This window comes from Leisingera sp. ABD4_442, from assembly GCF_056160905.1.
This window is the reverse complement of the sequence record NZ_JBSWYB010000008.1, coordinates 64,331-88,595: the sequence shown is the minus strand read 5'-3', so window position 1 is coordinate 88,595 and position 24,265 is coordinate 64,331. Positions and strand designations below refer to the sequence as shown.

Below are 24,265 nucleotides of genomic sequence, written 5' to 3'. Positions count from 1 at the left end.
CACTTCTTTTGCGGCCGTTTTTGCATCCCGTGTTTTGCTTTCCGGACGGGCAGGGCGGAACTCTTTCTGACCTGATGAGTGATCCAAGCTGCGCGGCGGGCCGTATCTGACAGACATTGCACCAAAAACGGGATCAGCATGTTCGATCAGACCAGTATTGCGCGCAAGAGGATTGCCATTGCCGGCGGCGGCATTTCCGGCCTGTCGGCTGCCTATTACCTCTCTCTCTTTCATGATGTCACCCTGTATGAGGCTGCGCCGCGTCTGGGCGGCCATGCCCGCACCGTGATGGCTGGAAAAAACGGCGATCAGCCGGTCGATACGGGTTTTATCGTCTTTAATTATGCCACGTATCCGTATCTGACCCGGCTGTTCCGGGATCTGGACGTGCCGGTGATCAAAAGCGAAATGAGCTTTGGCGCCAGCATTGATGACGGCTGGCTGGAATACGGGCTGAATTCTCTGACTGCACTGACAGCGCAAAAGGGCAACCTGCTGCGGCCGCAGTTTTACGCGATGATCCGGGATATCATCCGGTTCGGCACACAGGCTGAGGCGGCCGCCGGCGATGACAGCAAGACCATCGGTGCGCTGGTCGATGAACTTGGGCTGGGCCGATGGTTCCGCGACCACTACTTGATGCCGATGTGCGGGGCAATCTGGTCTACTCCGGTGGCGGAGGTCGATCAGTTTCCGGCCCGGTCCCTGGTCCGCTTCTTCCGCAACCATGCGCTGCTGGCTGGGGCAGGCAAGCACCAGTGGTGGACCGTCAAGGGCGGCAGTATCGAATATGTGCGCCGGCTGCAGGCGGCGCTGGCCGCGCGCGGCTGCCGGATCCGCACGGCGTCGCCGGTTCAGCAGGTCTGGCGCAGCCCGTGCCGGGTGACCGTTGCAGCAGAAGGGCAGCTGCCAGAGGAGTATGACGAGCTGATCCTGGCCTGCCATTCGGATCAGGCGCTGGCGCTTTTGGGTGAAGATGCCCGCCCGGCTGAGGCCGCGGCGCTGGGCAGCATCCGGTATCAGACCAACCGTGCCGTGCTGCATTGCGACCCGCGCCAGATGCCAAAGCGCCGCGGCTGCTGGTCCAGCTGGGCCTACCGCTCGCAGGATGGCGCCGTCGGCGTCACTTATTGGATGAACCGCTTGCAAAGCATCCCGGAGGACGACCCGCTGTTTGTCACTTTGAACCCCTCCAGCAGGATCCCTGAGGCGGCGATTTATGACGTCAAGGAGTTTGCCCATCCGGTTTTTGATGCCGCAGCATTGCAGGCGCAGGATCGGATCCGGGCGATGCAGGGCCAGAACCGCACCTGGTTTGCCGGTGCCTGGAACCGGCATGGATTTCACGAAGACGGTATCGCCAGCACCATGCGCATCGTGCGCGCTTTGAATGGCCAGCCCCAAGCAGAAGGAATGGAAAATGCGCTTTACCAGCAGGGCCCTGAAAACGAAATTCCTGTCCAGCTGCGAGCGTCTGCATGAAGGCCGGCTGATCCTGCGCACCCCTGAAGGCGAGCGGTATAACTTCGGCACCTCAGGCCCTGAGGCAGAGATGGTGATCCGCGACTGGTCGGTGGTGCCCGCGCTGGCTGCGCATGGGCAGGTCGGGCTGGGGGAAACCTATGTGGAGGGCCTGTGGGACACGCCGTCGATCGAAACGCTGATGTCGGTCGCCATGCGCAACCGGGACCATCTGGCGGCCTATGACCATGCCAGCCCGCTGAACCGGGCCCGGTTCCGCCTGGCGGATACGCTGCTGCGGGCCAACTCCCGCCGCGGCGCCCGGCGCAACATCCGGGCGCATTACGATGTGGGCAATGAATTCTATGGCCTGTGGCTGGATGAGGGGATGACCTATTCCTCGGCGTTGTTCGACCAGGCAGGGGATGACCTGGCCCGCGCCCAGGGCCGCAAGAACGGCCGGATCCTGTCGCGGCTGGGCAGCGGCGAGCGGGTGCTGGAAATCGGTTGCGGCTGGGGCGGATTTGCGGAGCAAGCGGCCGAAGACGGGCGGGATGTGACCGGCATCACGATTTCGCGCAACCAGCACAGCTACGCCGATGCCCGGCTGGACGGGCGTGCCGACATCCGGCTGTGCGACTACCGCGACATCGGCGGGACCTATGACAACATCGTTTCAATCGAGATGATAGAGGCGGTGGGCGCGCGCTACTGGCCCAGTTATTTTTCTGTTCTGAAACAGAAACTGGCGCGTGACGGGCGGGCAGTGCTGCAGGCCATCACCGTCAAGGACAGCTTCTTTGACACCTACCGGACCTCCTCGGACTATATCCGCCAATACGTGTTCCCCGGCGGGATGCTGTTGTCGGACAGCGTGATCCGGGATCAGGCGCGGCAGGCCGGGCTGAGGGTCAGCGGCAGTTTTGCATTCGGTCAGGATTATGCCCGGACCTGCAGGATCTGGGCCGAACGCCTGGCCGCGCAGAAGCCGCGGGTTCTGGGGCTGGGCTACGGCGAAGGGTTCTGCCGCAATTGGCAGTATTACCTGGAGATCTGCGCTGCCTCCTTTGCGGTGGGGCACACCAATGTGGTTCAGGTGGAGCTGGAACATGCGCCTGTTCTCGCATAAGGCCCTGCTGGCATTGGCGCTGGCCGCGGCCCTGCCGGGCACCGCTCTGGCTTCGGTGATAGAGCGCGCGCTGCCCGGCGCAGAGCTGCGCGGGGCGGCCACGTTCCGCCTGGCCGGGCTGCCGCTCTATCAGGCGCGGCTGTTCACCCGCGGCGGCGCGCCGCTGGACTGGAGCCGGGATTTCGCGCTGGAACTGACCTACCTGCGCAGCCTGAGCGGCGGCGGCCTAGTGGAAGGCACGCTGCGCGAGCTGGGCAGGCTGGGCGGCACGCCGCCGGTGCGGGGGCAGCTGGAGCGCTGTTTCCGCGATGTGCGCAAAGGCGACCGCTACACCGCGGTTTCCAGGGGGCCGGACACGATCGCATTCTGGAACAACGGCCAGAGGACCTGCAGCCTGAGCCATCCGGGCATCAAGACCCGGTTTATGGAGATTTTTCTGGGTCCGGACACCCGCTCGGCCGCCTTTACCCGGCGCTTGAAGGGGGAATGATGCTGTATCCGCGCGTCAGCCTTTATGCGCTGATGCTGGCCGCGGCCGGCATCCCGCTTTACATCCACCTGCCGCGGTTCGCCTCGGTCAGCCTTGGCATTGATCTCGCCGCCGCCGGAACCATCCTGCTGGCAATCCGGCTGGTTGACCTGGTGCAGGATCCAGCGTTCGGCTGGGCCATCGACCGCTGGCCGGGGGCGCAGCCCCTGTTTGCGATGGCCGCAGCTGCGGGGCTGGCTGCAGGGTTTCCGCTGCTGTTCAGCCTGCAGCCGGGGGCGGCAGTGCCGCTGCATCTGACAGCGGTGCTGGTGCTGCTGTTCTCAGCCTACAGCCTGGGCATGATCTTGCTCTACGGCTGCTCTGCTGCCTTGGCCCGCCGCCCTGAAGCCGGGGCGCTGATGGATCTGGCTGCCTGGCGCGAGGCGGGGATGCTGGCGGGGGTGATCCTTGCCGCCGCAGGCCCCGCGGCCCTGGCAGCCCTTGGTGCCGGGGGGCAAGGATATCCTGCGTTTGGAATTTTGCTGGGAGGGATCTCAGTGCTGGCCGCCATTCTCTCACGCCCATTGTGGCGGCGGCCGGCTCCGGCAGCGCAGCAGCTGTCGCTGGCCGGGTTGCGTCAGGCGGGCGCAACCCGGCTGCTGCTGCTGGCGCTGGTGAACGCATTGCCGGTTGCAGTCACCGCGACCTTGTTCCTGTTTTTCACAGAGGACCGGCTGCAGCTGGCGGGCATGGCCGGGCCGCTGCTGATCCTGTTTTTCCTGAGCGCCGGGATCAGCGTGCCCGGCTGGGCGGCAGTCAGCCGCCGGATCGGGGCCAAGGCAACCCTGCTGACCGCCATGCCGCTGGCTGTTCTCGGTTTTGCGGGCGCGGCTTTGCTGGCGCCGGGGAGCCTGGCGGGGTTCGCAGCGGTCTGCATTGCGTCCGGCGCGGCGCTGGGCGCGGAAATGGTGCTGCTGCCTGCGATGTTCTCCGTCGCTCTGACCCGTGCAGGCCTCAGGGCCTCTCTCGCCTTCGGCATCTGGTCCTTTGCCGGCAAGCTGGCATTGGCCCTGGCCGCCTTTGCCGTTCTGCCGCTGCTGGAGCGCAGCGGGTTCACCCCTGGCGCCGCCAACAGCGCCATGGCCCTGACGGTTTTGAATGTCCTTTACGCCCTTGTCCCTTGCGTCTTGAAACTGGCGGCGCTGGGCCTGGTCTTGACGCTTCCCACGGAGGAACAACCCGCATGAAACTCTTTGCCGCTGTTCTGCTGATCATCCTGGCCGCAGTGCTGGCCCGGTCGCTGTTCTTCAGCTTCCGGGCGCAAGATCCGTCCGCCTATACGCAGACCGGGCCGCAGTTTTCACTGAAATCCCATCTGTCGGGGGGTATCCTTTCAGAAGGGCTGATTTTTGGCCCCAAAGGATCGATGACCAACAGTTTCACGGCCCGGATGCACGGGGAATGGGATGGCGACACCGGCACGCTGACCGAGGAATTCACCTATTCCAATGGCCGCACTCAAAGCCGCAAGTGGTTTCTGCAGCTGGGCGAGGGCAACAGGTTCACTGCCACTGCCGATGATATCGAGGGGGTGGCGCATGGGGTGGTGTCGGGCGCCACGGTCAGGATGGAGTATGAAATCATCCTGCCGCAGGAATCCGGGGGCCACCGGCTGACCGCCATTGACTGGCTGTATCTGACAGAAAGCGGAGTGATCCTGAACAAATCCGAGATGCGTAAATTCGGCATCAAGGTTGCGGAACTGGTTGCCACTATGCGCCCAGCCGCCGCGGAATGAGCGCAAGCCCGCGCATGGACCAGCAGGGGGCGGCCTAAGTGCCAGCCGGCTGCCGCTCTGCGGAGGCGGGCGTGCCGAACCTGCGTTTATAGGCGCGGGCGAAGCTTTCGGGGTTCTCAAACCCGCACAAGCCGGAAATTTCACCGATGCGCAGGCTTGAGTTGCGCAGCAGGTTGCGGGCCTCGGAAAGGCGCAGGTTCCGATAGTAAGCCGACGGGGTTTCCTGCAGATGGTGCTTGAACAGCCGCCCCAGCGTCCACAGGGGAACCCCGGTGCGGGCGGCAATCTCGGCAACCGGCACCGGCTGGTCCAGCGTGGCGATCATCAGGTCCACTGCCTTGGCCAGGTTGCGGTCAAGCCGCGCCAGCGAGGTATCAGTCAGCAGCCGCTGCTGCGGACCGCTGTGATTGGTCGGACGGTAGTTGAGGATTTCCGCCACCCGGCTGGCCAGCTGACGCCCATTGAAACGCTCGATCAGGCCAAGGGTCATGTCAAAAGTGGCCACCCCGCCTGCGCTGGAACACCGGTTCGCGGAAATATCAAACAATCTGTCTGCAAACATTTCGGCGCGGAATTTTTCGCGGTAGCCGCGCAGCGCCTCGAAATGCACCGCGGCCGGGCGGCTGCGCAGCAGCCCGGCTTCGGCAAAGATCAGCGCCCCGGTGTCGACGCAGCCCATCACCGCCCCCTCGCGTGCGCGCCGTTTGAGCCAGCTGAGCAATGGCCCGGCCACCGCCGTTTCCGGGTGGTAGGAGGACAGCAGGATCACCACGTCCGCTTTTGCGCGGTCCAGCGGTTCTGTTCTGATTTCGATACCGCTGGAACTGGCAAGCATACCGCCCGCAACCGACAGGAACCGCCAGCGCCAGACGGTGCCGGCGCTCTCGCGGTTGGCGACGCGCAGGGGCTCTGTCACCAGCGTCAGCGACAAGGCCGGGAAGTTGTCAGTCAAAACGATGTCAGCCTGCGGCATGGCTCTCCGCCTAGTTTGTAAATTAATGTTAAGTTTTTGCTATTTGCGGTCAAGAGGCTTTTCACTTCTCTTTCTACAGTCGTCTGAACGGAGGAGACGACATGAGTGAGCTGCCTTGGACACCGGACTTCGACGTTTGGCCGGTTGATCATCACGCAACGCAATTGAAACATACTGCGGAAGCGCTTGAAGTGGTTTGGTCGGACGGCCTGACCAGCCGGCACCACGTGCTGCTCTTGCGCGAAAACAGCCCTGATGCGGCAACGATCCATCCCAAGGCGCGGGAGATGTGCATATCGCCAAACGGGATTGAGGCAGAGGTGGCTGTTACCGGGGCCGGGATGCTTGAAAACGGAGCAGTGCAAGTGAGCTTCTCCGATGGCACTGCCAGTGCCTACCACCCCGGCTGGCTGCGCGGAACCGCCTGGTTCGGCGAGGAGGAGCCCGCACCGCCAATCCTGTGGCGCGGCGAGGAGCTGCCGGAGCCGCTGACGTTCGACGGTCCCGAGGCGCTGCAAAACCCGCGCGTCTTCCTGCAATGGCTGGAGGCCCTGCGTGACTACGGCGTGGCCCGGTTGCGCGGGTTGCCGCAGCAGGACGGGTTGCTGGAGGAGATCGTCACCCGCATCGGCCCGGTCCGCGAAAGCAACTTCGGCCGCCAATATGTGCTCGAGATCAAGGACGACCCGGACAGTCAGGCTTTCACACCGGACAAACTGCTGCAACATATCGACATGCCGACACGGGAAACCCCGCACGGGCTGCAGTTCCTGTATACGCGCGACAATACCACCACGGGCGGCGAGGGCATCTATGTGGACGCCTACCGGATCGCCGAGGACATGCGGGAGGAGGAACCGGAGCATTTCCACTCGTTGGTGACGGATGTCTGGGAGTACTCGAACCGCGCCCGCCGCTCGGATTACCGCGCCCGCGGGCCGGTGGTGGAGACTGACGCCAAAGGCAACATCACCGGCGTGCGCTACAACACCTTCCTGCGCGCGCCATTGAAGGCGCCGCTGGAGGTGCAGGCCCGCGCCTACAGGGCCTACCGCGCCTTTTGCGCCCGGGCGCAGGATCCCCGTTACGAGATGGTGTTCCGTTATGAGCCGGGCGACCTCTTGGCCTTCGACAACCGCCGCGCCTTGCACGGCCGGGCGGGTTACGACGCCAAGGGCGGCACGCGTTTCATCGAGGGGATCTATTCCGACCGTGACGACCTGCATTCGCGCATCCGCACGCTCCAGCGCCAGTTCCGGGCCGAGGCAGAGCAGGAGGCACAGTCATGATCCCCAAACAAATGGCGGCGGTGCATCTGACCGGCTATGGCGGGCTGGATTGCTTGCAGTACCGTACCGACGTCCCGGTGCCTCAGCCGGGGCCGGGTGAAGTGCTGGTCCAGGTGACCGCCGCAGGCATGAACAACACCGACATCAACACCCGCACCGGCTGGTACAACTCCGCTGTCGGCGATGGCACCACTGAGGCCGGCGGGCAGGAAGGCTTTGGTGTTGACGAGGGCGGCATGGGTGATTGGGCCGGCGACATCCGCTTTCCGCGCATCCAAGGCGCTGACTGTGTTGGCCGCATTGCCGCCGTGGGGCAGGGGGTAGACCCGGCCCGCATTGGCGAGCGGGTGGTCTGCGCGCCCTATATCTATGATCCGGAAGACCCGGAGTGGCTGGAGAACGCGGGTTTTCTCGGCTCGGAACATGACGGCGCCTTTGCCCAGTTCACCAAGGTCCCATCACGCAACGCCGTGACGGTGGCAGATGACTTGCCGTTCTCGGATGCACAGCTGGCGACGCTGCCCTGTTCCGGCGGCACTGCGATGAACATGATGCTGATGGCAGGCCTCAAGGCCGGCGACCTGGTGCTGGTCACCGGTGCCTCCGGCGGGGTTGGCACTTTCCTCATTCAGATCGCCAAGCACTATGGCGCGGAGGTCGTGGCCGTCTGCGGCGCGGCCAAGGCGGAGGGCGTGCGGGCCATCGGCGCCGACCATGTGATCGACCGGGCAACTGCAAACCACGCAGGTGCCGCATTGGCCGCCACGGAGGGGCGCAAGTTCACCCTGATTGCCGATGTGGTGGGCGGAGACCGCTTCACCGAATACCTCTCGCTGCTGAAACGCGGCGGGCGCTATGTCACTGCAGGCGCCATTGCCGGGCCGAATGTGGCCCTCGATCTGCGCACGCTTTACCTCAAGACCCTCAGCTTCTTCGGCTCCACCGCCTATCTGCAGGAGACCTTCCCGCGGCTCATAGAAATCCTGCACGCGGGCGGGCTGAAACCGGCTGTGGCAGCCACCCGGCCATTGTCTGAAATCGCCGCCGCGCAGGAGGCGTTTTTGCAGAAACACCATGTGGGCAGCATGGTGCTGATCCCGCCGCAGGACGCGTCCAGGGAGGAGCGCATATGAAGATCACCAAACTGACCGTCTACCGCGTGGTGCTGGATCAATGGGGGGTTGAGACCCGCTATACCAAGGCCCTCAGCATGGAGGTCCCGCTGGAGACCACGGTTTTGCGGATCGGCACCGACGCCGGGCTGACGGGCTGGGGTGAGACGATGACTGCACCCTCCTACTACCTGCCGACCTCGCCGCAGTCGGCCCGCGCAGGGATTGAGCTGATTGCACCGGCACTCCTGGGCCAGAACCCGCTGAACCACCGCGCCCGGATGGAAGACATCCGCTTTGCCATGCGCGGCCACAAGCCGACGAAATCGGTGATCGACATGGCGCTGTGGGACTTGCAAGGCAAGGCGCGGAGCCTGCCGCTGGTCGACCTCTGGGGTGGTCGGGTGGTTGAGGACATGCCGGTCCTGTGCCTGGTGAACACCGCCTCGCCCGAGGAGCAGGTGGCCCAGATCGAGGAATTCCGCGCGCAAGGGTACAAGCTGTTCCAGATCAAGATCGGCCACGGCAGCCCGCAGCTGGAGGTCGCCCGCATCCGCGCCTGCCAAGAGGCCATGCGCGAGGATGAGCGCTGCTGGTTCGACGTGAACCGTGCCTGGAGTGTCGATCAGGCAATGCAGGTGATGCCATTGGTGCGTGACCTGGCGCCGCTGATCGAACAGCCCTGCGAAACCTACGAGCAATGCCGCACCGTTGCCCGTCACACGGGACTGGGGCTGATGCTGGACGAGGCGATCGAGGATCAGGACAGCTTCATCCGCGCGGCTGAGGATGGGGTGATCAATGCCGCGGTGCTCAAGATGGGCTGCACCGGCGGCATCTCCGAGCACCGCCATCTGGCAGAAACCGGCCTGCGCCTTGGCATCCCGATGCGGATCGAGGATTTCTATGGCACCGGCCTGACGCTGGCTGCGGTGTCCCACCTGGCGCAGGGGCTGCCTGCGGCGGCAACCTTTGGCCTTTATGACTACCACCTGCCCGCGGTGCCGGTGGTGAAGAACCCGTTCCCGGTGGTCAACGGCCGCGTGAAGGTGCCGGAGGACTGCGCGCCTGGCCTTGGCGTTGAGGTCAACTCGGACGTGCTGGGCGAACCAGTGGCGGAGTACAGCCTGTGACCAAAGCGGAGCGTTTGAAACGGATGCTGGACCCGGCCCGCGTGGCCTGGTTTGGCGGCGGCGGCATAGCGCCTGCGATTGAGTACATGAAGGCCAATGGCTTCACTGGCGAGGCCATGGCTGTGAACCCCAAGCGGGCAAAGATTGCCGGGCTGGATTGCGTGCCCTCGACTGCGGAACTGCCTTGGGTGCCGGATCTCGCCATCCTGGTGATCCCCAAGGAGGCGGTCATCGAAACCGTGCGCGCCCTGTCCGGGAACGGCTGCGGCGGGGTGGTCTGCATCACCTCCGGCTTCTCCGAAAGCGCCGATGGCGCCGCGCGGCAGGCGGAAATGATCGAGGCAGCCGGAGATATGCCGGTGATCGGCCCCAATTGCCCCGGTATCGCCAATTTCTTGGATGGCAGCGCCTTCATGATGGATCACTTCGGCAATCACGCGCCGCAGCAAGGGGTGGCGGTGATCTCCAACGGCGGCGCCTACCTGAGCGACCTGGGATGCGCCGACCGTTCGCAGCCCATTGCCTATATGATCGGGCTCGGCAACCAGGCGATGGTCAGCGTCGCTGACATGCTGGACGCGGTGCTGGATGACAGCCGGGTAACGGCGGTGAATGTCTATTTCGAGGGCATCGCCGATGTTGCAAAGCTCTCGCAGGCCGCTGCCAAGGCCGCGCGCAAGGGCATTCCGGTGGTGGCCATCAAAGGCGGTCGCAGCGAGGCAGGTACCCGTGCCGCGCAATCCCATACCGCGTCCCTGTCGGGCGATGCGGCGGTGGCTTCGGCCCTATTCCGCCGCTTTGGCTGGATCGAAGTAACGACGCCCTCGGAAGCCATCGAAACCGTCAAGATGCTGAGCTTCACGCCCATTCCAAAGGGTATGAAGACAGGATTCATCACCTCCTCAGGCTCTTATGCGGTGCTGGGCGGCGATATTGCCGAAAAGGCGGGGCTGCAGATGCTACCGCCCTCGGCAGAGGCCGCGCCCGCGCTTGATGCGGCCCTGCCTGCCTATGTGGGGCCCGCGAACCCCTTGGATATCTCCGATGCCCATGGCTGGCCGCAAGGCGATCAGTTGCCGATCTACCAGGCCTTTGCGCAGGATGGGTATGACCTCTTTGCCCAGGTGATGTGCTACCCGCCCGAAGGCGGCTGGGATATGTCGACCTGGGATGCCACCACCAGCGCCTTGGCCGAGGCCAAGGGCGGCCGCCCGGCGGCCTTCGTCAACACCTTGGCCGAGGCGCTGCCGCGTGAAGCCCGCGAGCGGATGATCACCAGCGGTATGGCGCCGCTGCAGGGGATCGAGGATGGCTTGCGGGCGGTTGCCCATGCGGCGCGCTATGGCGCCATGCGGGAGAGAATGGATCCCGAAGCGATGCTCCTGTGTGCTGAGGACTGCCCGGCCTATCAGCCTGGCAGGACGCTGAGTGAAGCGGAGGCGAAAACCCGTCTCGCCGAAGCGGGATTGGACGTGCCGCGCCAGTGGGTTGTACTTGGTCCGGACAACCTGGTGGAAATCCCCTGCACCTGCGCGGTGAAAGCCATCGTGCCGGGGCTGTTGCACAAGACAGAGGCGGGCGCTGTGGCTTTGAACATCGCGCCGGAAGACCTGCCTGCTGCAATCAGTACCATGGCAGAACGCCTCGCTGAACAAAGGCTTGTGGCGGAAGGCTTCTTGATCGAGGAAATGATACAGGATCCAGTCGGAGAGCTGCTGGCTGGCATCCGCCATGTGCCGGACATCGGCCTCACCCTGACGCTGGCCGTTGGCGGCATCGCGGTGGAGCTGATGCAGGACACCGCCACCCTGATCCTGCCCGCACCGCGTGCGGATATCGAAACGGCTTTGCGGGGCCTGAAGCTGGCGCCGCTGATCCTCGGCTACCGGGGACGGCCTGAGGTAGACCTCGCCGCAACGCTGGACGCCATCGAGGCGCTTTGCGCCTTTGCTGCCGATCACCCTGAAATTGCAGAGCTGGAAGTGAACCCGCTGCTGCTCACCCAAACCCGCGCGGTGGTTGCCGACGCGGTCCTGACCCTGAAAGGCTGAGCCATGACCGACTACACCCATCTGATCTACGAGGTCGACGCCGACCATATCTGCTGGCTGACCCTGAACCGGCCGGAAAAGCTGAATGCGATGAACCTGAAACTCATTGCCGAACTGCAAGCCGGGCTGGAGCGCGCCGATGCCGATGACGATGTGAATGTGATCGTGATCCAGGGCGCCGGCCGCGGCTTCTGCGCCGGGCATGATCTGGATGAAGACGCGGAGGAGGACCGGACCTCGATTTATGAATACCGCGCCCATTACTTCAAGCAGTTCGAGGAATTCACAACCCCCTGGCGAGTGACCAAGCCGGTCATTGCCAGCGTCAATTCCATCGCCATCGGCAAGGGGTTTGAACTCAGCCTGTTCTGCGACATCACCATCGCCTCTGATGATACCCGCATTGGTTATAACGAGGTGCGATACGGCATCTCCGGCCACTGCATGTTCCTGCCCTGGCTGGTGAACATGAAAACTGCCAAGGACCTGCTGCTGACGGGCCGTGAACTGACCGCGGCGGAAGCCAAGGAAATGGGGCTGATCACTGATGTGGTGCCGCTGGAACAGCTGAAAGAGGCCACCCGCAAGAAGGCGCTGCTGATGGCCCGGATGCCGCGCGAGATGCAGCGGATGCACAAGATGTACCTGAACCGTGTCTATGAGATGCAGGGCCTGCGCACAGCCACGGACTATTACCTGGAGCAGGTTGCAATCATGGGCGCCCAGCCGGTCCCGGAATATGAAGCGTTTTCCAAATCGACGATCGAGAAGGGCCTGAAGGCTACGCTGAAAGAGGCCAATGCCCGCTATGAAGGGCTGGACTGAAAGCGGATCAGAGGGGCAGCCGGGGGGGGGCGGCGGGGTAGGCCGCGGTTTTAGAGCGGGAGTTGGGAGAGATCCGGCCAAGTGACTGTAACGCTGGGGATCAGGGTCCCGAAAACATCCAATTCCAGCGTGCCGGTCTCCTGGCCGTTCAGCCCTGCATAAAACGCCCGTGCCCGCTGATTGGATTGAAACACAGTCAGGGACAGGCTGCGCTGGTCCTTGGAAAGCAACTGTTGCACCGCGGCCCGGAACAGGCTGCTGCCAGCACCTGACCCCTGTGCCGCCGGAGAGACATGCAGATTGTCCAGATAGGGTTCCGGCCGGCACCAGACGGCGCAAAAACCAAGCAGCCCGGCGGGGTGTCCGGCGTGTTCCGCGATCAAGAGAATATCCCCCGGTTCCGGCCGGTAAGCCTGCCATTTGCGCAAAAGCTGGCTGCTAATCTCCCCGTGCAGCCGCGCCTGCGGGAAATCACCGGCATAGGCGGACTGCCAGCTCTCTGTATGCAAGGCAGCGATTTGCGGCAGGTCAGCTGCCGCAGCGGAACGGATATGGAGACGGGGCCGGGTCATACGGCTCACAGGATACCAATAAGATCGCATCACTCAATGGCCGGTAGACGCCACCGGGGGCGAAGATGTTTTGCCCGCAGGATTGTGGCAGGGACCGCAACTTTTTCTTGCCGCAACGGAAGCGATGCGCTACGGGCGATTTACCGGTCCCGAAAGGGCTAAGAGGGAATCCGCGGCGCCAACCGGCGCCAAACGGAACTGCCCCCGCAACTGTAGGCGGCGAGTGCTGCGCCATGATGTCACTGGACCTCAACGGCCCGGGAAGACGGCGCAGGCAATGACCCGCCAGTCAGGAGACCTGCCGGTGAAAACTGAAGCACACCGGACGGGGTTGTCCGGGGAGGTTGCCGGTAAGATGCGCCGCCGCTGGACGGTGACGCGATGGGGGGCTGACCTCCTGCCTTAGCGGTCAATACCCTTTCACCCGTTCTCCGGTCATTGACACATGGAGATCGAAATCATGTTTCTGCGTTCCGGCCTGATGGGCCTTTCTTTCGTTGCTGCTGCACAGGCTGCCGCCGCCAGCGAAAACTTTCCGCTGACCATTCAGAACTGCGGCGAGACCGTCACATTCGAGGCGCCGGTTGCCTCCTCCGTGACCGTCGGCCAGGCCGCCACCGAAGTGCTTTATGCGCTGGGCCTGGGCGAAAAGGTGCTGGGCACCTCGGTCTGGTTCAACGATGTGCTGCCCGAATATGCTGAGCTGAACGACAAGGTCGAACGCCTGGCAGACAACGACCCGAGCTTTGAAAGCGTGGTGGCCAAGCGCCCCGGTCTGGTCGCGGCACAGTATGAATGGCATGTCGGCCCCGAAGGTATCGTTGCCAAGCGCGAGCAGTTCCATGACCTCGGCATCCCGACCTATGTGATGCCCGCGGATTGCGTCGGCAAAGACAACACCACCGGCGGTGACGGCACGAGGACCCAGATGTTCACCACCGAGAGCCTTTACCAGGGCATCGAGGAACTGGCGGCGATCTTTGGCGAGGCTGAAAAGGGCGCAGAACTGGTTGCCGACTACAAGGCGCGCGAAGCCGCTGCTGTTGCCAAGGCGCAGGAGGTTGCACTGGACGGCGCCTCCGCCGTGTTTTGGTTCTCTTCGCCGGAAATGGAGAGCGATCCATTTGTGGCCGGCCAGAAGGGCGCGCCGGGCTACATGATGCAGCAGCTGGGCCTGAAGAACGTCATCGAAACGGACGAGGAATGGCCGACCGTTGGCTGGGAAACCATCGCCAAGGCGAACCCGACGGTGATCGTGATTGCCCGCATGGACCGCCGCCGCTTTGCCGCGGATGACTACGAGAAAAAGCTGGACTTCCTGCGCAATGACCCGGTCGCCAGCCAGATGGACGCGGTCAAGAACAACCGTATCGTGGTGATGGATGCCCAGGCCATGGATGCCACCATCCGCGCGATCCCGGCGCTGGAGGACCTGGCAGCTGAACTCAGCGCGATCGGCAACGGCGAATGAGCGCAGCCGCCGCACTAGCGTGGCAAAGCGTCCGGGGCGCTTGCCTGGCTTTGCCGGTGCTGGCTGCGGCGGTTCTGGCAGGCGCAATGATCGGCGAGACCGCGCTTGCGCCTGACCTTGTCCTGTCGGTTCTGGCCAACAAGCTGGCGGGTGCTGGGCTGCCGGTGGATCCGGTGGATCAGGGCATCATCTGGAGCTACCGGCTGCCGCGGGCGCTGGTGGCTGCGGCCTGCGGGGCAGCTCTGGCGGTGACGGGCGTGGTTCTGCAGGCGCTGCTGCGCAACGCGCTGGCAGACCCCTACATCCTCGGTATTTCAGCCGGTGCCTCTACGGGGGCGGTTGCGGTCACCATCGCGGGGCTGGGCGGCGGTGCACTGTCGCTGTCCTTTGGCGCCTTCAACGGCGCATTGCTGGCCTTTGGCTTTGTGGCCATCCTGGCGCGGGCGGCCGGGGCAGGGGGCAGCCGCGCGGCTGCAGCGCAGATCGTGCTGGCGGGCATAGCAGGCTCGCAGCTGTTCAATGCGCTCACCGCCTTCATCATTGCCAAATCCGCCAATGCCGATCAGGCCCGCGGCATCATGTTCTGGCTGATGGGCAACCTCAGCGGCGTGCGCTGGCCGGATGTGTGGCTGGCGGTGCCGTTGGCGCTGGCGGGCTGGATGATCTGCCGGTTCCATGCCCGTGCGCTCGACGCCTTCACCTTTGGCAGCGATTCGGCCGCGTCGCTCGGCATTCCCGTCCGCAGGGTACAGGTGGTGCTGATCTTTGCCACCGCGCTGATGACCGCGGTGATGGTGTCGATTGTCGGCTCCATCGGCTTTGTCGGCCTGGTGATCCCTCATGCGGCACGGTTCCTGGCAGGCCCCAGCCACCGCAGGCTGATGCCCGCAGCGGCGCTGACGGGCGCTGTTTTTCTAATCGCTGCCGACATCGTGTCCCGCATCATCATCCCCGGCCAGGTGCTGCCCATCGGGGTTGTCACTGCCCTGATCGGGGCGCCGGCCTTTGCCATCATCCTGGTGCGCGGCCAGAGGGGGCCGCGATGAAGATCGAGGCCCGCAACCTGAGCTTTTCCGTGCGCGGCAAGCAGCTGCTGCAGGAGGTTTCCCTGACCGTGCATCCAGGAGAGACCCTGGCGCTGGTGGGGCCGAACGGTTCTGGCAAGTCGACGCTGATGCGGCTGCTGTCCGGCCTGGCGCGGCCGTCGCAGGGCGAGGTGCTGCTTGCGGAAGAGCCCCTGGCCCGGCTGAACCGGCGTGAGATCGCCCGGCGGATCGCCATTGTCGAGCAGCAGTCTGATACTGTCGAGCGGATCACCGCGAGGGCAGTGGTGGAACTGGGGCGCACGCCCTGGCTTTCGGCGCTGAAGCCGTGGAATGGCAGGGACACGGCGCTGGTGGACAAGGCGCTGCGCACCGTTGAAATGGAGAGTTTCGCGCAGCGCGAATGGGCCACCCTTTCCGGCGGCGAGCGGCAGCGGCTGCATATTGCGCGCGCGCTGGCGCAGCAGCCGGGGCTGCTGCTGCTGGATGAGCCGACGAACCATCTGGATATCCATCATCAGCTGTCGATCCTGGAATGCATCCGGAACCTGAAAGTGACCGCGGTGGTCGCCCTGCACGATCTGAACCAGGCAATGACCTGCGACCGGGTGGCGGTGCTGTCAAACGGGCGGCTTGCCGCTTTGGGGCCGCCGCAGCAGGCGCTGGCCCCGGAAACGGTGTCCGAAATCTTCGGGATCAAGGCCCGCTGGATGCGTGGCGCAAATGGCGCGGACCCGTTTCTGTCGTTTCACCTTGCCTGAGACCAAAGCCAAGGCAGTCAAGGCCCTGGTTCAGCCGTTCCCTATCACTGTTAGGATCTTGTTGCGCTGGATCTTCCCGGACGGTCCCTTGGGAAGGTCTGGCAGGAAGTGGATTTCATCCGGCGACTTGAACCGTCCCAGCCGGGACTGGCAGATCTCAATCAATTCCAGCGGTGTCAGGCTGGACCCCTCGCGGACCGTGACCGCTGCCTCCACCGTTTCGCCATAACTCTTGCAGGGGCGGCCAAAGGCGGCGGCCTCGATCACATCCGGGTGGGAGTAAAGCGCCTCGTCGATCTCGCGCGGGGCAATGTTTTCACCGCCCTTGATGATCAATTCCTTCAGCCGTCCGGTGACGAAGACATAACCGTCGTTGTCGGTCCGGCCCAGGTCGCCGGTGCGCAGCCAGCCGTCCGGGGTGAAGGTGCCGGCGGTGGCCTCAGGATTGTTGAGGTATTCCAGCATCACATTGGGGCCGCGCACCGCCAGCTCGCCTTCGCGGCCATCGGTGATGGGGGTTTGATTGGCGTCGAGGATGGCGACTTCATTGCCATAGGCAATGCCGGGGGAGCCGATCTTGCGGGTGCCCGGGGGCAATGGATTCGATAGGATTTGGGCTGCCGTTTCGGTCAGTCCCATGGTTTCGATAATAGGCATGCCAAAGCGGTCCTCAAACGCATGCTGCACGTCCGGAGCCAGCGCCGACGATGCAGAGCGGCCGAAACGGATGCGGGCGCGGGTGCTGTCGACGGGGTCCAGGTCCGAATGCAGCAAGTGCGAGATAATGGTGGGCACCACCGAGAACCAGGTCGCCTGCGACCAGCCTGCGTGGGCCCAGAAGCGGCTGGCGGAGAAGCGCTCGCACATCGCCAGCGAGCCGCCGGAGATCAGCGTGCCCATCACCGTCACGCAAAGCCCGTTGATGTGGTAGATTGGTAGCACGCAAAGGCCGCGATCCTGTGGGGTCAGCTCATGTGCGACGGCAGTGGTCCAGCCGCCGGCCAGCAGGCTGGCGTGGCTGTGCACCACCCCCTTGGGCTGGCCGGTGGTGCCGGAAGTGTACATCAGCAAAGCGTGGTCCCCGGCAGAGAGCGGGTGCAGCTCTGCCGGCGGACCACCAGGTGCTGCCGGCCTGTCCAAAGGGGAGAGGAAAGACAGGTCGGCAGTTTGCTCAAACAGCTCTGCCTGGCTGTCATGGACAAAGGCAAAGCGGGCGCCGCTGTGCTGCAGGGCGTAAGACACCGCGCTGTTGCCCGCGACCAGGTTGATCATGGTGGCGCGGAAGCCGCCGTAGAGCACGCCGAACAGGCATTCCAGCGCCTCGCGCCCATTGGGGTGCAGGATGGCGATGCTTTCGCCTTTGGCGATGCCCTTAGCGGTCAGATATCGGGCAATGGCTTGCGCCGTATCGCGCAGCTCCTGCCAGCTCAGATCGGGGCCGCCGTCCGGAAAGACAAAGCCGGTTCCGCCCTCTTCTGCGCGTGTGTCGAGCCAGCTGCGGATGGTTCCCTTGGGCGGTTCCATCATTGGCCCGCCTCCGCCCAATAGCTGCCAAAGATGTCCTGGAGCGCGGGTTCGCGGGCCGGGATTTCGCGCACGATTTTAGTGGTTTGCACGAAATGGCGCCAGTTGAGGTTGGTGTCGATCGAGTTGCCGCCCCAGCTGCCGCAGCCCATCGACAGGGAGAACGGCATTCCGTTGGTAAAGGCGCCGCCGGTGGCGAAGGTATGGGCCTGGTTGACGATCACCCGGCACGTGGGCATGTCGCGGCCCATTTGCACCGCGCGGCCGTCTTTGGCTGTGTGGACGCCGATGGAGTGGCCAGCGCCCTGATAGTCAAGGATACGGGATGCGATGGCTTTGGCATCGGCGAAATCCGCGGCCCGGTAGACGGCCAGAATGCGGCTCAGCTTTTCGCCCGACAGCGGGTGGTCCGGGCCGATGCCCTTGGTTTCCACCGCCAGGAACTTGGTGTCTGCGGGGACTTTGCCGGACATATCCAGCGCAGCCAGCATCTTGCCGGCGTCCTGGGCGATGACTTCGCGGTTCAATTGTCCATCGGGCCAAAGCCTGGAAATGATACCGGCGGCGTCTGCTTCACGTACCAGCGCGCCGCCTTCCCGGGCGAGGGCTGCGATGAACTGATCATAGATTGCATTTACTACCACCACGGAGTTCTCCGAGGAGCAGGAGGTGGCGTTGTCAAAGGTCTTGGAGGCGGTGATCTTAGCGGCTGCATCCGCCAGGTCTGCGGTTTCGTCCACGATCACGGTCACATTGCCGGCGCCGACGGCCACAGCGGGCGTGCCGCAGGACTGGGCGCGGTGGACGTTGTTCTGGCTGCCGGTGCAGATCACCCTGTCGGAGGCCTCCATCAGCGCCTGGGTCTTGGCCTTGGAGCCGGGCGCAGGGATCATCTGCACCAGATCCGGGTCGAAGCCCAACTTGGCGAACTCCGCATGGATATAGGAAAGCAGAAGCTCGCAGGAGGCGACACCCTTGGGCGAGGGGGCCACCACGATGGCATTGCCGCCTTTCAGCGCGTTGATGATGTTGTTGGCAGGCGTGGCCGCAGGGTTGGTCGAGGGGACAACGGCGCCGATCACGCCAATGGGACGCATGATTTCGGTGATGCCGGTCTCCGGGTCGTCACTGATGATGCCGTGGGTCTGCACGCCGGCAATGTCGCGCAGCAGGCCCAGCGTCTTGCGGTGGTTCTTGGTGATCTTGTCCGCCACATTACCAAGGCCGGTGGTTTCCACCGCCAGCTCGGCCAAGGCGCGGTTGCGGGCGGGCTCCATGATGGCCCAGCCTGCCGCAAGGGCTGCCTTGTCATAAAGCGCCTGGCTGCCATCTGCCTCAAAGGCCTGCTGGGCGGTGCGGGCGCGCGCCACGATCTGTTCCACCTCGGCGATGCCGGAGGCGATCTCGTCCTGAGCGTTCATGTCTTTCCTCGATTGATTGTCCGGGGCAGGGGCGCTGCCCCGGAGGGTTTCGGCACAAGGGCCTGCTGACCTTCGCCCTGCACCGCTGGCGCGAGGCGAATTTTGTGTCCGGCCAGTGAATTTACCCGCAGCGGTCTGGTTGACCGGAAGGGTAAGTTCGCGCCGCCGGGTGCAAAATTCACCGCGTCCCGAAGGGATTTCGCCCAAATCCGCCATCTCTGCGTTAATTCCGCTTGAAATGGGGCCACCCTTACTGCGCGAAATTGCCTTGTGCTGGCGGATTTTGGCAGAACCCAACGGCGCAGGGCGAAGGTCAGCAGGCCCTAAGGATCAGAGCCCGGCCAGAAGTTCCTTCAGCGTCTGTTCGCGCGCCGCCCACATCTCCTTGACCTCGTCGCGGGTCATGATGTGCATGGGCGAGCCGCCGGCCTGCATCTTCTTGGCAACGCGCGGATTGGCGAACATCTCCGGCACGGTTGCGGCCAGTTCGTCGATCACCGCTTGCGGGGTGCCCTTGGGCACCATCACGCCGCGGAAATTGACCGAGGAATTGTCCACGTCCAGCCCTTGCTCCTGCATGGTGGGCACATCGGGCAGGAAGTCGGAACGGGCGAGGTCGGCGACGCCGAGGATTTTCACATTGCCCGCTTCCTGCGCGCGGAAGGCATCGGACAGGTTGTTGACCCCGCCCATCACCTCACCGGCGATCACCGCTTTCATGGCCGCTGCGCCGCCACCCTTGGTCGGGATATAGGCCATCTTGACGCCAGCCGCCTTTTCGATCTGCAGCGCGGCGATGTGGTGGCCCACAAACAGGCCAGCACCGGAGAAAGTCAGCTTGCCGGGGTTCTCCTTAGCGTGGGCAATCACGTCCGCCATCGAGTTGAAGGGGCTGTCAGCCGCAACCACAAACACCGCCGGGTCGGCGCCCCAATTGGCGATGGGTTCAAAGCTGTCGGCAGAATACTGCACGCCGCCTTTGATCGACTGGGCGATGAAGTGGGGCACGTTGTAGGCCGCCAGCGTGTAGCCGTCGGCATCGGCCTGGGTGGCAAACCAGTTCCAGCCGACACGGCCGCCCGCGCCGGGCTTGTTGATGATGGCGATGGGCATTCCCAGCGCGTCCTCGTTGCCGGCGGTCATGGTGACGATCCGGGCCTGGAAATCGGTCGCCCCGCCGGCCCCGTAGGAGACCATCATCATGATCGGCCGCTCTGGATATTCCTCAGCCATGGCGGTGCCTGCCAGGCCCATCAGCGCTATGGCGGCGCTTGCAATCAGTTTCTTCATTTTCTTCTCCTCCCTATTGGTTTCGGACCGTGCTCAAGCCGGTCAGAACAGAATTTCCCGCGGCGTGTAGACGCTCAGCAGTTTGGCAAAGAGGCCGTACATCACCGCCACGAACACGGCTGTGATCAGCGCGCGCTTGACCCAGGTCTTTCCTTGCGAATGCGGCGCCGGGTCGTAGAGCGACAGCAGAATGAAAAAGGCGACGGCGGTGGCGGTGTAGAACCCCAGCGCCTTGGCGGCCCAGAAGACATAGACCGCCATCACCGCCAGCCCCGGCACCATGCTGATGAACATGGTGCGCGAGATGCCCGAGCCGACCTTGCTGAGGCCCAGGACCGCCTTGCCGAAGGTCCAGCCTGCCAGCACCACAAAGACGGAGGCTATCAGGCGCGGGAACAGGAAGGCTTCGGCGGGCTGTTGCGTATAGCTGACCCAGGCGACCCAGATGCCAACGGCAAAGACCAGGCCGGAGCCAAGGATGTGCTGAGACCGGTTCATGCCTGCGCCTCCTCTTTGGTGGTGTAGCGGCGGGTCCGCAGCTCCATCCAGGCCGAGTAGGCGATGGAGGCGACGACCACGGCGATCAGGAAGATGTTCAGCCCGCCGGACAGGAAGTAGCTGGCCTTGCCGACAGTGGCGTCCGCGATCATGCCGCCCTGGATGAAGTTGGACTCCGCGATCGGGCCCAGGATCAGCCCCAGCACCAGCGGCGCAGCGGAGAAACCGAAACGCTCCAGGAAGTACATACCAATACCAAGGCAGGCCATGACATAGACGTCGCCCATCGAGCTTTGCACCGAGTAGGCGCCAAAGACGGAAAGGGCGAGCACGATTGCGGCCATCACGGATTGCGGCACCTGGGCAACACGGGCGGCAAGGCCTGCCACATAAAGGCCGAAGAGACACATCAGAACCTGGCCCACCAGCATCGAGTTGATAAAGGTCCAGGCCACGTCCGGGTGATTGTCAAACAGGTCGGAGCCCGGGAAAATACCGTGGATCAGCAGCCCGCCCAGAAGCACCGCGGCGGTAGGGCTGCCCGGGATCGATAGTGTCAGCAGCGGCACCAGCGAGGGGCCGACCATGGCGTTGTTGGCGGATTCCGCGGCGATCACACCTTCACTGTGGCCCTGGCCGAATTTCTCTTTCTCGGCGGAGAACTTCTTGGTCTGGTCATAGGCAACCAGCCCGGCAATCTGGCCGCCCACGCCGGGGATCAGCCCGATGATGGAGCCGGTGATGGTGCCGATGCCAAGCGCGCGGGGGCGGCGTAGCAGTTCACGGGTGGCGTCGAGGACGGAATGTTTCTGAACTTCGATCACCTCGGCGCCTTCCGCGCGGCGCCCCTTGGCGAACATGGTCAGCACTTGCGGGATGGCAAACAGGCCGATGAGCGCCGCAATGATATTGATGCCGCCGCCCAGCGACGGGTGGAAGATGAACCGCTGGGCGCCCATGATGTCGTCAAAGCCGATGGTCGCCAGCCACAATCCGATGCAGCCGGACAGCAGGCCTTTGACTACGGAGGCCGAGTCCAGAGAGCCGATCACCGTTACGCCCAGGATCGCCAGCCAGAACAGATGCGAAGGGCCGAATGCCAGCGCCCATTCTGCCAGAACCGGGGTCAGGAAGATCAAGAGCAGCACGCCAAAGATGCCGCCTACAGCGGAGGCGAGGAAGGACAGCTGCAGCGCCTTGGCGCCTTTGCCCTGCTTGGCCATCTTGTGGCCGTCGAGCGTGGTGGCGATATTGGCAGGCGCGCCGGGGATTTTCAGCAGGATCGCGCTGACCGCGCCGCCGGCCACGGTAGATGTATAGGCGGCGCCTAGCAGGATCAGGCCCTGAACCGCCTCCAGGTGGAAGGTGAAGGGGATCAGCAGCGCCACAGCCATCGTGGGGGAAAGCCCCGGGGTCGCCCCCAGGATCAGCCCGCCAATCGTGCCGCCCAGGAGCAGCAGGAATGACAGCGGTGAGAATACGTCTCCGAAGTAATAAATGAACTCCATTCAGGGCCTCCCAACCCGGCTGATCGCGCTTTTGCTTTTGTTGACAAAACAGGTTAGGCCATGAAAATAGTATTGCAAACGTTTTCATAAACTCTGCCGGAAGAGGGGAAATAATGACGCCAAAACAAAAGGGTAACGTCGATATCGTTGCTGTGGCAAAGGCGGCCAAAGTGTCGCCCTCCACGGTGTCGCGCACTTTCAATCACCCCGATCTGGTCAGCCCTGCGACTCGCAAGAAGATCATCCGCGCGGTGCAGAAACTGGGCTATGTCAGGAACCGCGCGGCGCAGATGATGCATGGCAAACGCTCAGGCACCATCGGTCTGGTGGTGCCAACCATCAACCACGCGATTTTTGCCGAGGTGATCCAGGCGTTCTCGGATGCCATTGACCGGGCCGGCTTTACCCTGCTGCTGGCTTCGCATGGCTATGATCTGGACCGGGAATACGCGATGGTGCGCAAGCTGATGGAGCACCGGGTCGACGGGGTGGCGCTGATCGGGCTGGAGCATTCCGACGCCACCGCCCGGCTGATCGCACAGCAGGAAACCCCGGCGATGGCGATCTGGAACTACGCGGAGGATGCGGAGCTGCCCTGCGTTGGCGCCGACAACCGGCAGGCGGGCCGAATGGCGGCAGAGCATCTGCTAGGGCTGGGCCACCGCGACATTGGTCTGATCTTTCCCGACACCCGCGGTAATGACCGGGCCTGGCACCGGCTGACGGCGGCAATGGAAGTGCTTGAAACCCATGGTATTTCCGTGCCCGGCGAGCGGAAATCCGAGGCCCCCTACAGTGTTTCCCAGGCCAAGCAGGCGGCCTTGGAGCTGCTGTCCGGGGCGTCGCGCCCGACTGCCTTGCTTTGCGGCAACGACGTGATCGCCCAGGGCGCGCTCTACGGGGCGCAGAATTGCGGGCTGCAGGTGCCGGATGAATTGTCCATCATGGGGATCGGCGATTTCAAAGGCTCGGCAGATATCGAACCCGGCCTCACCACAGTGCGGATCCCGGCGGAAACCATCGGCACGCTCGCAGGCGAGCGGTTCACCAGCTATATCACCTCAGAGGCGCCGGAGGCGTTCAAACTGTGCTGTGAGCTGGAGCCCATCCTGCGCGGCACAACTGCGCGGATTTGAGGAGGGCAGGGGTATGAAATTCGGCTTTATCGGCACCGGGGTGATCACCGAGGCCATCGTCACTGGTCTGCTGAAACAGGAAGGCGCTGGGCACGAGTTCCTCTTGTCCGAGCGGAGCCGCGCGGTTTCAGCCCGGCTGGCGGCAGCCTCGGCACAGGTGCAGGTCACGGCAGACAACCAGGAGATCGCGGATCAGGCGGACATTCTGTTCCTCGCGGTGCTGCCGCAGGTGGCCGAGGAGGTGCTGCAACCTCTGACCTTCCGGGCAGGCCAGAAGGTGGTGAGCCTGATTGCCACGGTGACGCATGAGCGGCTGCGCAAATGGATCGGCGCTGACGTGGAGCTTACCCGCGCAATCCCGCTGCCTGCCGTGGCGGACCGGCGCGGGGTAACGGTTCTCTACCCGGAGGATCAGGCCATGGCTGGTCTTTTTGCGGGGCTGGGTACGGCCGTGACAACCAGCACGGTTGAGGAGTTCGATGCATACGCAGCCGCCAGCGCCCTGATGGGCACATATTTCGGTGTGCTGGAAACTGCATCGGGCTGGCTTGCGGCGCAAGGCTGCTGCGAAGATGGCGCGCAGGCCTATCTGACCGGTGTCTTCAGCGGGCTGGCAAACCGGGCCGAGGCGGACAGAGGCAGCAGTTTTGGCACTCTCAGGGAAGCACACTCCACCCCGGGCGGCCTGAATGAGCAATTGTTCCAGATGTTTGATAGTGCAGGCGGCAGCAAAGCTTTGACGGACGGGCTGGACAGTATCGCGGCCCGGCTGCGGACGGCCAAGCTGTAGATCCTGGCAAC

General features: G+C 64.0%; 22 protein-coding genes and 1 riboswitch. Of the genes, 15 read left to right on the top strand and 7 right to left on the bottom strand.

Annotated features, from left to right (window positions below):
• Positions 1 to 138 precede the first annotated feature (138 nt).
• From ACXAHG_RS08985 to ACXAHG_RS08965, 5 genes are read left to right on the top strand one after another with little or no spacing between them, the layout of a single operon-like run.
• The gene (locus ACXAHG_RS08985) at positions 139 to 1,482 is read left to right on the top strand and encodes an NAD(P)/FAD-dependent oxidoreductase (RefSeq protein WP_475056905.1); all 1,344 of its coding nucleotides are present in this window, start codon (positions 139 to 141) and stop codon (positions 1,480 to 1,482) included.
• Complete coding sequence (locus tag ACXAHG_RS08980) at positions 1,421 to 2,590, top strand: class I SAM-dependent methyltransferase (RefSeq protein ID WP_475041770.1); 1,170 nt, start codon at positions 1,421 to 1,423, stop codon at positions 2,588 to 2,590. Before ACXAHG_RS08985 ends, ACXAHG_RS08980 begins: the two co-directional genes overlap by 62 nt.
• The gene (locus ACXAHG_RS08975; RefSeq protein ID WP_475056904.1) at positions 2,571 to 3,080 is read left to right on the top strand and encodes a hypothetical protein; all 510 of its coding nucleotides are present in this window, start codon (positions 2,571 to 2,573) and stop codon (positions 3,078 to 3,080) included. The genes ACXAHG_RS08980 and ACXAHG_RS08975 overlap by 20 nt, the downstream gene beginning before the upstream one ends.
• On the top strand, positions 3,080 to 4,306 hold the full coding sequence (locus ACXAHG_RS08970; protein ID WP_475056903.1) for an MFS transporter: 1,227 nt from the start codon (positions 3,080 to 3,082) through the stop codon (positions 4,304 to 4,306). Before ACXAHG_RS08975 ends, ACXAHG_RS08970 begins: the two co-directional genes overlap by 1 nt.
• The gene (locus ACXAHG_RS08965; protein WP_475041776.1) at positions 4,303 to 4,857 is read left to right on the top strand and encodes a DUF3833 family protein; all 555 of its coding nucleotides are present in this window, start codon (positions 4,303 to 4,305) and stop codon (positions 4,855 to 4,857) included. Before ACXAHG_RS08970 ends, ACXAHG_RS08965 begins: the two co-directional genes overlap by 4 nt.
• A gap of 34 nt (positions 4,858 to 4,891) precedes the next feature.
• On the opposite strand, the gene ACXAHG_RS08960 is transcribed toward ACXAHG_RS08965, so the two are convergent.
• Positions 4,892 to 5,830: a GlxA family transcriptional regulator gene (locus ACXAHG_RS08960; RefSeq protein ID WP_475041779.1), complete on the bottom strand. Its 939-nt coding sequence runs from the start codon at positions 5,828 to 5,830 to the stop codon at positions 4,892 to 4,894.
• Between the two features lie 101 nt (positions 5,831 to 5,931).
• On the opposite strand from ACXAHG_RS08960, the gene ACXAHG_RS08955 reads away from it, so the two are divergent.
• From ACXAHG_RS08955 to ACXAHG_RS08935, 5 genes are read left to right on the top strand one after another with little or no spacing between them, the layout of a single operon-like run.
• Entirely contained in the window at positions 5,932 to 7,119 is a 1,188-nt protein-coding gene (locus ACXAHG_RS08955) for a TauD/TfdA family dioxygenase (RefSeq protein ID WP_475056902.1), read from the top strand.
• Positions 7,116 to 8,252: an alcohol dehydrogenase family protein gene (locus ACXAHG_RS08950; protein WP_475056901.1), complete on the top strand. Its 1,137-nt coding sequence runs from the start codon at positions 7,116 to 7,118 to the stop codon at positions 8,250 to 8,252. The genes ACXAHG_RS08955 and ACXAHG_RS08950 overlap by 4 nt, the downstream gene beginning before the upstream one ends.
• Entirely contained in the window at positions 8,249 to 9,364 is a 1,116-nt protein-coding gene (locus tag ACXAHG_RS08945) for a mandelate racemase/muconate lactonizing enzyme family protein (RefSeq protein ID WP_475041783.1), read from the top strand. Before ACXAHG_RS08950 ends, ACXAHG_RS08945 begins: the two co-directional genes overlap by 4 nt.
• Entirely contained in the window at positions 9,361 to 11,415 is a 2,055-nt protein-coding gene (locus ACXAHG_RS08940; RefSeq protein WP_475056900.1) for an acetate--CoA ligase family protein, read from the top strand. The genes ACXAHG_RS08945 and ACXAHG_RS08940 overlap by 4 nt, the downstream gene beginning before the upstream one ends.
• Positions 11,416 to 11,418: 3 nt before the next feature.
• Complete coding sequence (locus tag ACXAHG_RS08935) at positions 11,419 to 12,240, top strand: enoyl-CoA hydratase/isomerase family protein (RefSeq protein ID WP_475056898.1); 822 nt, start codon at positions 11,419 to 11,421, stop codon at positions 12,238 to 12,240.
• A 50-nt stretch (positions 12,241 to 12,290) separates the two neighbouring features.
• Here ACXAHG_RS08935 and ACXAHG_RS08930 read toward each other — a convergent pair whose 3' ends face one another.
• Positions 12,291 to 12,812, bottom strand: coding sequence for an N-acetyltransferase family protein (locus tag ACXAHG_RS08930; protein WP_475041787.1), 522 nt, complete (start codon positions 12,810 to 12,812; stop codon positions 12,291 to 12,293).
• A gap of 127 nt (positions 12,813 to 12,939) precedes the next feature.
• Positions 12,940 to 13,132: riboswitch (cobalamin riboswitch) on the top strand.
• Positions 13,133 to 13,272: 140 nt separating this feature from the next.
• Between ACXAHG_RS08930 and ACXAHG_RS08925 the strand changes: the two genes are divergently transcribed.
• From ACXAHG_RS08925 to ACXAHG_RS08915, 3 genes are read left to right on the top strand one after another with little or no spacing between them, the layout of a single operon-like run.
• Complete coding sequence (locus tag ACXAHG_RS08925; protein ID WP_475041789.1) at positions 13,273 to 14,283, top strand: ABC transporter substrate-binding protein; 1,011 nt, start codon at positions 13,273 to 13,275, stop codon at positions 14,281 to 14,283.
• Entirely contained in the window at positions 14,280 to 15,329 is a 1,050-nt protein-coding gene (locus ACXAHG_RS08920) for a FecCD family ABC transporter permease (protein ID WP_475056897.1), read from the top strand. Before ACXAHG_RS08925 ends, ACXAHG_RS08920 begins: the two co-directional genes overlap by 4 nt.
• Entirely contained in the window at positions 15,326 to 16,087 is a 762-nt protein-coding gene (locus ACXAHG_RS08915; RefSeq protein ID WP_475056896.1) for an ABC transporter ATP-binding protein, read from the top strand. The genes ACXAHG_RS08920 and ACXAHG_RS08915 overlap by 4 nt, the downstream gene beginning before the upstream one ends.
• A gap of 30 nt (positions 16,088 to 16,117) precedes the next feature.
• Here ACXAHG_RS08915 and ACXAHG_RS08910 read toward each other — a convergent pair whose 3' ends face one another.
• From ACXAHG_RS08910 to ACXAHG_RS08890, 5 genes are all read right to left on the bottom strand, one after another.
• On the bottom strand, positions 16,118 to 17,614 hold the full coding sequence (locus ACXAHG_RS08910) for an AMP-binding protein (protein WP_475056895.1): 1,497 nt from the start codon (positions 17,612 to 17,614) through the stop codon (positions 16,118 to 16,120).
• Positions 17,611 to 19,032 carry an acylating sulfoacetaldehyde dehydrogenase gene (sauS, locus tag ACXAHG_RS08905; RefSeq protein WP_475056894.1) on the bottom strand — a complete coding sequence of 474 codons (1,422 nt, stop codon included), beginning with the start codon at positions 19,030 to 19,032 and terminating at the stop codon, positions 17,611 to 17,613. The genes ACXAHG_RS08910 and sauS overlap by 4 nt, the downstream gene beginning before the upstream one ends.
• 330 nt (positions 19,033 to 19,362) lie before the next feature.
• The gene (locus tag ACXAHG_RS08900; RefSeq protein ID WP_475056893.1) at positions 19,363 to 20,322 is read right to left on the bottom strand and encodes a Bug family tripartite tricarboxylate transporter substrate binding protein; all 960 of its coding nucleotides are present in this window, start codon (positions 20,320 to 20,322) and stop codon (positions 19,363 to 19,365) included.
• A 42-nt stretch (positions 20,323 to 20,364) separates the two neighbouring features.
• Complete coding sequence (locus ACXAHG_RS08895; RefSeq protein ID WP_475056892.1) at positions 20,365 to 20,820, bottom strand: tripartite tricarboxylate transporter TctB family protein; 456 nt, start codon at positions 20,818 to 20,820, stop codon at positions 20,365 to 20,367.
• Complete coding sequence (locus ACXAHG_RS08890; protein ID WP_475056891.1) at positions 20,817 to 22,328, bottom strand: tripartite tricarboxylate transporter permease; 1,512 nt, start codon at positions 22,326 to 22,328, stop codon at positions 20,817 to 20,819. The genes ACXAHG_RS08895 and ACXAHG_RS08890 overlap by 4 nt, the downstream gene beginning before the upstream one ends.
• Positions 22,329 to 22,441: 113 nt before the next feature.
• Between ACXAHG_RS08890 and ACXAHG_RS08885 the strand changes: the two genes are divergently transcribed.
• Complete coding sequence (locus ACXAHG_RS08885; RefSeq protein ID WP_475056889.1) at positions 22,442 to 23,464, top strand: LacI family DNA-binding transcriptional regulator; 1,023 nt, start codon at positions 22,442 to 22,444, stop codon at positions 23,462 to 23,464.
• Between the two features lie 13 nt (positions 23,465 to 23,477).
• Positions 23,478 to 24,254: a pyrroline-5-carboxylate reductase gene (locus tag ACXAHG_RS08880; protein ID WP_475041801.1), complete on the top strand. Its 777-nt coding sequence runs from the start codon at positions 23,478 to 23,480 to the stop codon at positions 24,252 to 24,254.
• Positions 24,255 to 24,265: the final 11 nt, after the last annotated feature.